This window comes from Stenotrophomonas sp. SY1, from assembly GCF_021202945.1.
Classification (GTDB): domain Bacteria; phylum Pseudomonadota; class Gammaproteobacteria; order Xanthomonadales; family Xanthomonadaceae; genus Stenotrophomonas.
Window position 1 is genome coordinate 43,782 of record NZ_JAJOYR010000004.1, and the last position, 6,244, is coordinate 50,025.

5 protein-coding genes and 1 tRNA gene are annotated in these 6,244 nt (G+C 62.3%); all 6 read left to right on the forward strand.

The genetic code is table 11. The features are described from left to right. The first annotated feature begins 38 nt into the window (after positions 1–38). Positions 39–686: a transcriptional repressor LexA gene (lexA, locus tag LR961_RS18705; RefSeq protein WP_232151490.1), complete on the forward strand. Its 648-nt coding sequence runs from the start codon at positions 39–41 to the stop codon at positions 684–686. Positions 687–873: 187 nt separating this feature from the next. Then, positions 874–1,911 carry a recombinase RecA gene (gene recA, locus LR961_RS18710; protein ID WP_232151491.1) on the forward strand — a complete coding sequence of 346 codons (1,038 nt, stop codon included), beginning with the start codon at positions 874–876 and terminating at the stop codon, positions 1,909–1,911. Positions 1,912–2,025: 114 nt separating this feature from the next. Then, the gene (gene recX, locus LR961_RS18715) at positions 2,026–2,517 is read left to right on the forward strand and encodes a recombination regulator RecX (protein WP_232151492.1); all 492 of its coding nucleotides are present in this window, start codon (positions 2,026–2,028) and stop codon (positions 2,515–2,517) included. 98 nt (positions 2,518–2,615) lie between these two features. Then, entirely contained in the window at positions 2,616–5,267 is a 2,652-nt protein-coding gene (alaS, locus tag LR961_RS18720) for an alanine--tRNA ligase (RefSeq protein ID WP_232151493.1), read from the forward strand. 142 nt (positions 5,268–5,409) lie between these two features. Continuing rightward, on the forward strand, positions 5,410–5,613 hold the full coding sequence (csrA, locus tag LR961_RS18725) for a carbon storage regulator CsrA (RefSeq protein ID WP_232151494.1): 204 nt from the start codon (positions 5,410–5,412) through the stop codon (positions 5,611–5,613). A gap of 74 nt (positions 5,614–5,687) precedes the next feature. After that, a tRNA-Ser gene (locus LR961_RS18730) sits at positions 5,688–5,780 on the forward strand. Positions 5,781–6,244 lie beyond the last annotated feature (464 nt).

Sequence of the window (6,244 nt, forward strand, 5' to 3'; positions counted from 1 at the left end):
GTTGACGGAGCAGGTTGTTAGTAGTAATACTACTAACCATGAACCTGACCGACACCCAGCAGGCCATCCTCGACCTCATTGCCGAACGCATCGAGGCAGAGGGGGTGCCACCTTCGCAGACCGAGATCGCACGCGCCTTCGGCTTCAAGGGAGTGCGCTCGGCCCAATACCACCTTGACGCCCTGGAGGCGGCTGGTGCCATCGAGCGTGTGCCCGGACGGGCGCGCGGCATCCGTCTGGTCCGGCCTGCTGTCGAGGAAATTACCGATACGCCGTTGTCCTTGGCGGCCGCCAATGATCAGGTGCTGCGCCTGCCGGTGTTGGGCAGGGTCGCTGCGGGCCTGCCGATCGGTGCGGATATCGGCTCGGACGACTACGTGGTGCTGGACAAGGTGTTTTTCTCGCCGGCCCCGGATTACCTGCTGAAGGTGCAGGGCGATTCGATGATCGACGAGGGGATCTTCGATGGCGATCTGATCGGGGTTCATCGCACCCGCGATGCACGTTCCGGCCAGATCGTGGTCGCGCGGATCGACGAGGAAATCACCGTCAAGCTGCTCAAGATCGGCAAGGAGCGCATCCGCCTGTTGCCACGGAATCCCGACTACGCGCCCATCGAAGTCCAGCCGGACCAGGACTTCTCGATCGAAGGGCTTTACTGCGGCCTGCTCAGGCCAAACCGGTGAAGTCCGCGCAATCCGTAGTCGCAACACCTTGTTTTTCCTATGCGGGGAAGGTGGGTGTGCTGCTGCCGGTATCCTTGCAGCCCCAATAATTTTGTCGTCTCGCCAACAGTCTCAACCTTTGCGATACGGCCCCCCTACAGTGGACCCCATGACGAAATCTACGAAATCAACGACGAGGACGAACCCGATGGACGAGAATAAGAAGCGCGCGCTCGCTGCTGCACTGGGTCAGATCGAGAAGCAGTTCGGCAAGGGTTCGGTGATGCGCATGGGCGACCGTGTGGTCGAGCCTGTCGAGATCATTCCCACCGGTTCGCTGATGCTGGATATCGCACTGGGCATCGGCGGCCTGCCCAAGGGCCGCGTGGTTGAAATCTATGGTCCGGAGTCCTCGGGCAAAACCACTTTGACCCTGCAGGCCATCGCCGAATGCCAGAAGCTCGGCGGCACCGCAGCCTTCATTGACGCCGAGCACGCGTTGGACCCGATCTATGCGGCCAAGCTGGGCGTGAATGTCGATGACCTGCTGCTGTCGCAGCCCGATACCGGCGAACAGGCGCTGGAAATCGCCGACATGCTGGTGCGCTCGGGTTCGGTGGACATCGTTGTGGTCGACTCGGTCGCCGCGCTGACGCCTAAGGCTGAAATCGAAGGTGAGATGGGCGACCAGCTGCCGGGCCTGCAGGCCCGTCTGATGAGCCAGGCGCTGCGCAAGCTGACCGGCAACATCAAGCGTTCCAACACGCTGGTGATCTTCATCAACCAGCTGCGCATGAAGATCGGCGTGATGATGCCGGGCCAGAGTCCGGAAGTGACCACCGGCGGCAATGCACTGAAGTTCTACGCCTCGGTGCGTCTGGATATCCGCCGCATCGGTGCGATCAAGAAGGGTGACGAGATCATTGGCAACCAGACCAAGATCAAGGTGGTGAAGAACAAGCTGGCGCCGCCGTTCAAGCAGGTCATCACCGAAATCCTCTACGGCGAAGGCATTTCCCGTGAGGGCGAACTGATCGACATGGGTGTGGATGCCAAGCTGGTCGAGAAGGCCGGTGCCTGGTACAGCTACGGTGATGAGCGTATCGGCCAGGGCAAGGACAACTCCCGCAGCTACCTGCGCGACAACCCGCAGGTCGCGGCGAAGCTTGAAGCCGAGCTGCGCGAGCGTTTCCAGCCTGCTGAAGCCGCGCGTGAGGAAGGCGACGCCGAGCAGGACGAGGAGTGAGTTTCCCGTGGGGACGGGCGGCGCATTGTCAGTGATGTTGTCCCGTCCCCACGGCATTGAATCCAGGAGGTCCGGCGCCATGGATGGCGCAATCCTGGTCAGGTAATTGAAGCAATGAACGACTTTGATGACCCATCTGCGGGCAAGGCGAAACGCCGCCGTGAGCAGACCCCGTTGCAAAGGGCGCTGGGTCTGCTGGTCCGGCGCGAGCATTCGCGCAAGGAGCTTGGGCGCAAGTTGAAGGCCAGAGGCATCGAGTCGGAAGACGTGGATGCCGCCGTGTCCCGCCTGGCAGCCGAGGGCTGGCAGGATGACGCCCGATTTGCCGAGATGCTGGTGCGTAGCCGCGCCAACGGTGGTTACGGGCCGCTGCATATCCGCGCCGAACTTGGCACCCATGGCTTGGACAGTGCGCAGATCGAGGCGGCAATGGCCACTTTCGAGGGCGACTGGGCGGAGAACGCCCGGGATCTGGTTCAGCGCCGCTTCGGCGAAAACGGGCCTGAAGAACTGGCCCAGCGGCGCAAGGCCGCGGACATGCTGGCCAGACGTGGCTTTGACGGCAGTTGTATCCGCAACGCGACCCGTTACGACCCTGAGGACTGACCGGGCTGGGCCTGATACCCTTTCAGGGTTTCGGTTGTCCCGAATTCCCGTGCCCCTTGGGCAATCGGGACCCGCCTGCCAGCTTATTGCCAGTCCCCATGAATACACCCGCCAAATTTACTACCTCCCAGATTCGCGCTGATTTCCTCGAATTCTTCAAGAACAAGGGCCATACCATCGTGCCGTCGGCACCGCTGGTGCCGGGCAATGACCCGACCCTGCTGTTCACCAACTCGGGCATGGTCCAGTTCAAGGACGTGTTCCTGGGCGCGGAAAAGCGCAGCTACGTGCGCGCGGCCGACGTCCAGCGTTGCCTGCGCGCCGGCGGAAAGCACAACGATCTGGACTCGGTGGGCTACACCGCCCGTCACCACACCTTCTTTGAAATGCTGGGCAACTGGTCCTTCGGTGATTACTTCAAGAAGGACGCCATTGCCTGGGCATGGGAGCTGCTGACCCAGGTCTGGAAGCTGCCAGCCGAGCGCCTGCTGGTCACCGTCTATCACACCGATGACGAGGCCTTTGCGCTGTGGCGCGACATGGTCGGCATTCCGGAAAGCCGCATCGTTCGCATCGGCGACAACAAGGGCGCGCCGTACGCTTCGGACAATTTCTGGCAGATGGCCGATACCGGCCCCTGCGGCCCGTGCACCGAGATCTTCTACGACCACGGAGACCATATCGCCGGTGGCCCGCCGGGCTCGCCGGACGAAGACGGTGACCGTTTCATTGAGATCTGGAACCTGGTGTTCATGCAGTTCGACCGTCAGCCTGACGGCTCGCTGCAGCCGTTGCCGGCGCCGTGCGTGGATACCGGCATGGGCCTGGAGCGACTGGCGGCGATCCTGCAGCACGTGCACACCAACTATGAGATCGACCTGTTCCAGGCGCTGATCCGCAAGGCGTCCGAGCTCACCGGCATGGCCGATCTGGAGAACAAGTCGCTGCGCGTGATCGCCGATCACATCCGCGCCTGTTCGTTCCTGATCGTCGACGGCGTGCTGCCGTCCAACGAAGGTCGTGGCTACGTCCTGCGCCGCATCATCCGCCGCGCCCTGCGCCATGGTTGGATGCTGGGTGTGCGCCAGCCGTTCTTCAGCAAGCTGGTGCCGACCCTGATCGAGCAGATGGGCGAGGCCTACCCGGAACTGCCGGCGCAGGCCGATACCGTGGTGCGTGCGCTGCAGGCCGAGGAAGAGCGTTTCGCCGAGACGCTGGATGCCGGCATGAAGATCTTTGACGATGTCGCGGCCAAGGTCAGCGATGGCGTCATTCCGGGTGCGGATGCCTTCCGCCTGTACGACACCTACGGTTTCCCGCTCGACCTCACCCAGGACATCGCGCGCGAGCGTGACCTGACCGTGGACACCGACGGCTTCGATGCCGCAATGGAAGACCAGCGCCGGAAGGGCCGCGAAGCCGGCAAGTTCGGCGGTGGTGTCACCCTTTCCGCCGAGCTGGTGGCGACGCTGAAGCCGACCGTGTTCCTGGGTTACGACCGCCTGCAGGCCGACGGCCTGACCGTGGTCGCCCTGCTCAAGGACGGCCGTCCGGTGGAGAGCGTCCAGGCAGGTGATGACGTCATCGTGCTGACCGACCAGACACCGTTCTATGCCGAATCCGGCGGCCAGGTCGGTGATACCGGAACGTTGACGGGCAATGGCCTGCAGATCGTTGTTGGCGATACCCAGAAGTTCGCTGGCCAGTTCCACGGCCATGTCGGCACCTTGAAGCAGGGCGCCTTGAAGGTTGGCGACGTGCTGGCTGGCGCAGTAGATGCTTCGCGCCGCAGTGCCACCATCCTGAACCACTCCGCCACCCACCTGCTGCACGCTGCCCTGCGCGAAGTGCTGGGCTCCCATGTGCAGCAGAAGGGCTCGCTGGTGGCACCTGATCGCCTGCGCTTCGACTTCTCGCACTTCCAGCCGATCACGGCCGAAGAGCTGGCTGTCATCGAGCGCAAGGTCAACGAGCAGGTGCGCGCCAACAACGCCGCCGAAGTGCACAACATGGGCATGCAGGAAGCGCTGGATTTCGGCGCCATGGCGCTGTTCGGCGAGAAGTACGGCGAGAACGTGCGTGTCCTGAAGATGGGTGAGTACTCCACCGAGCTGTGCGGCGGCACCCATGTTTCACGTACCGGCGATATCGGCTTGTTCAAGATCACTTCCGAAGGTGGCGTTTCGTCCGGTGTCCGTCGTATCGAGGCGGTGACCGGGCAGGGCGCGCTGGACTACGTGGCCGACGAGGAAGCCCGCCTGCACGAGGCTGCGCAGCTGCTGGGCGGCAGCGCCGGAGACGTGGTCGAGAAGATCCGTCAGCTGGGCGAGCGCCAGAAGAAGCTGGAGCGTGAGCTGGAAGCGCTCAAGGCCAAGGTTGCTTCGGGTGCGACGGCCGATCTCGGGGCCGCTGCAGTCGATGTGGGCGGCGTGAAGGTGTTGGCGGTACGGCTGGAAGGTTTCGATGCCAAGGCGCTGCGTGATGCGATGGACCGGCTGAAGCAGCAGCTGGTTGATACCGTGATCGTGCTGGCGGGCGTGCAGGACGGCAAGGCGGCGCTGGTTGCCGGCGTGAACGGCTCGGCAACGGGCAGGGTCAAGGCCGGGGAACTGCTATCGTCGGTGGCGGGTCAAATCGGAGGCAAGGGCGGTGGTCGTCCCGACATGGCCCAGGGCGGTGGTGAGGATGGTCCCAAGCTGGTGGCAGCGCTTGACGGTGTGCTGGATTGGGTGAAAGGCAAATTGACCTGAATGTGAACAATCAAGCGCCTTGAAGGTGCTTGCGCCCTGCCGTTAACATTGGGAGTCTTTTCCCTTTGTCGTGGGGCGCATCTCTAGATGGCGCGCCAATACCGGTGGGGGAAATCCACCGGTTCCATGGAGATTCGCAAAAATGTTGATCCTGACTCGCCGAGTAGGCGAAACCTTGATGATCGGAGACTCGGTCAGCGTGACCGTGCTCGGCGTCAAGGGCAACCAGGTACGTATCGGTATCACCGCTCCGAAGGATGTGGCGGTGCACCGTGAGGAAATTTTCCAGCGTATCCAGCGCGGTGATGAGCCGGCTGCATCGGGAAGTGAAGAAAGTTCCGAATAAGGGTTTACCTTTCACCCCGTTAAACGTTATTCTTCGCGCCCCCGCTGAGAAATAAACGAAGCGGGTAGGAAAACGGAGTGATGCCCGAGTGGCTGAAGGGGCTCCCCTGCTAAGGGAGTATAGGGTCAAAAGCTCTATCGAGGGTTCGAATCCCTCTCACTCCGCCAGTTCAAAAAAGCCCCTTTATGGGGCTTTTTTGTTGCCTCGAGTTTTTCCATAGATGCATGTCGACGAGTGCGAATCGGTTCTTCGTTGACTGTTTGCGAAGGGCCAGTCCGCGTTGTCGTGTATCTGTGGGGTGAGGTGATTGCGCTTGCCATTGCGTGTGCGCTGATGCCGTGTGCGTGCACTGCAGCTTTGCGCATGCGTGAGTCTTCTTGTGTTGCGTTGCCCGTGTGCGCTCCTGCGCCGCTGAGGCGCTTCAGGCGGTGATCCAGTGTGGCAGCAATGGCTGCGGATCGTTGATGCTGGGGCGTGCAGGCGTGCAGGCGTGCAGGCGTGCAGGCGTGCAGGCGTGCAGAAGTGCAGAAGTGCAGAAGTGCAGAAGTGCAGAAGTGCAGAAGTGCGGAAGTGCAGAAGTGCGGAAGTGCAGAAGTGCGGAAGTGCAGAAGTGCGGAAGTGCAGAAGTGCG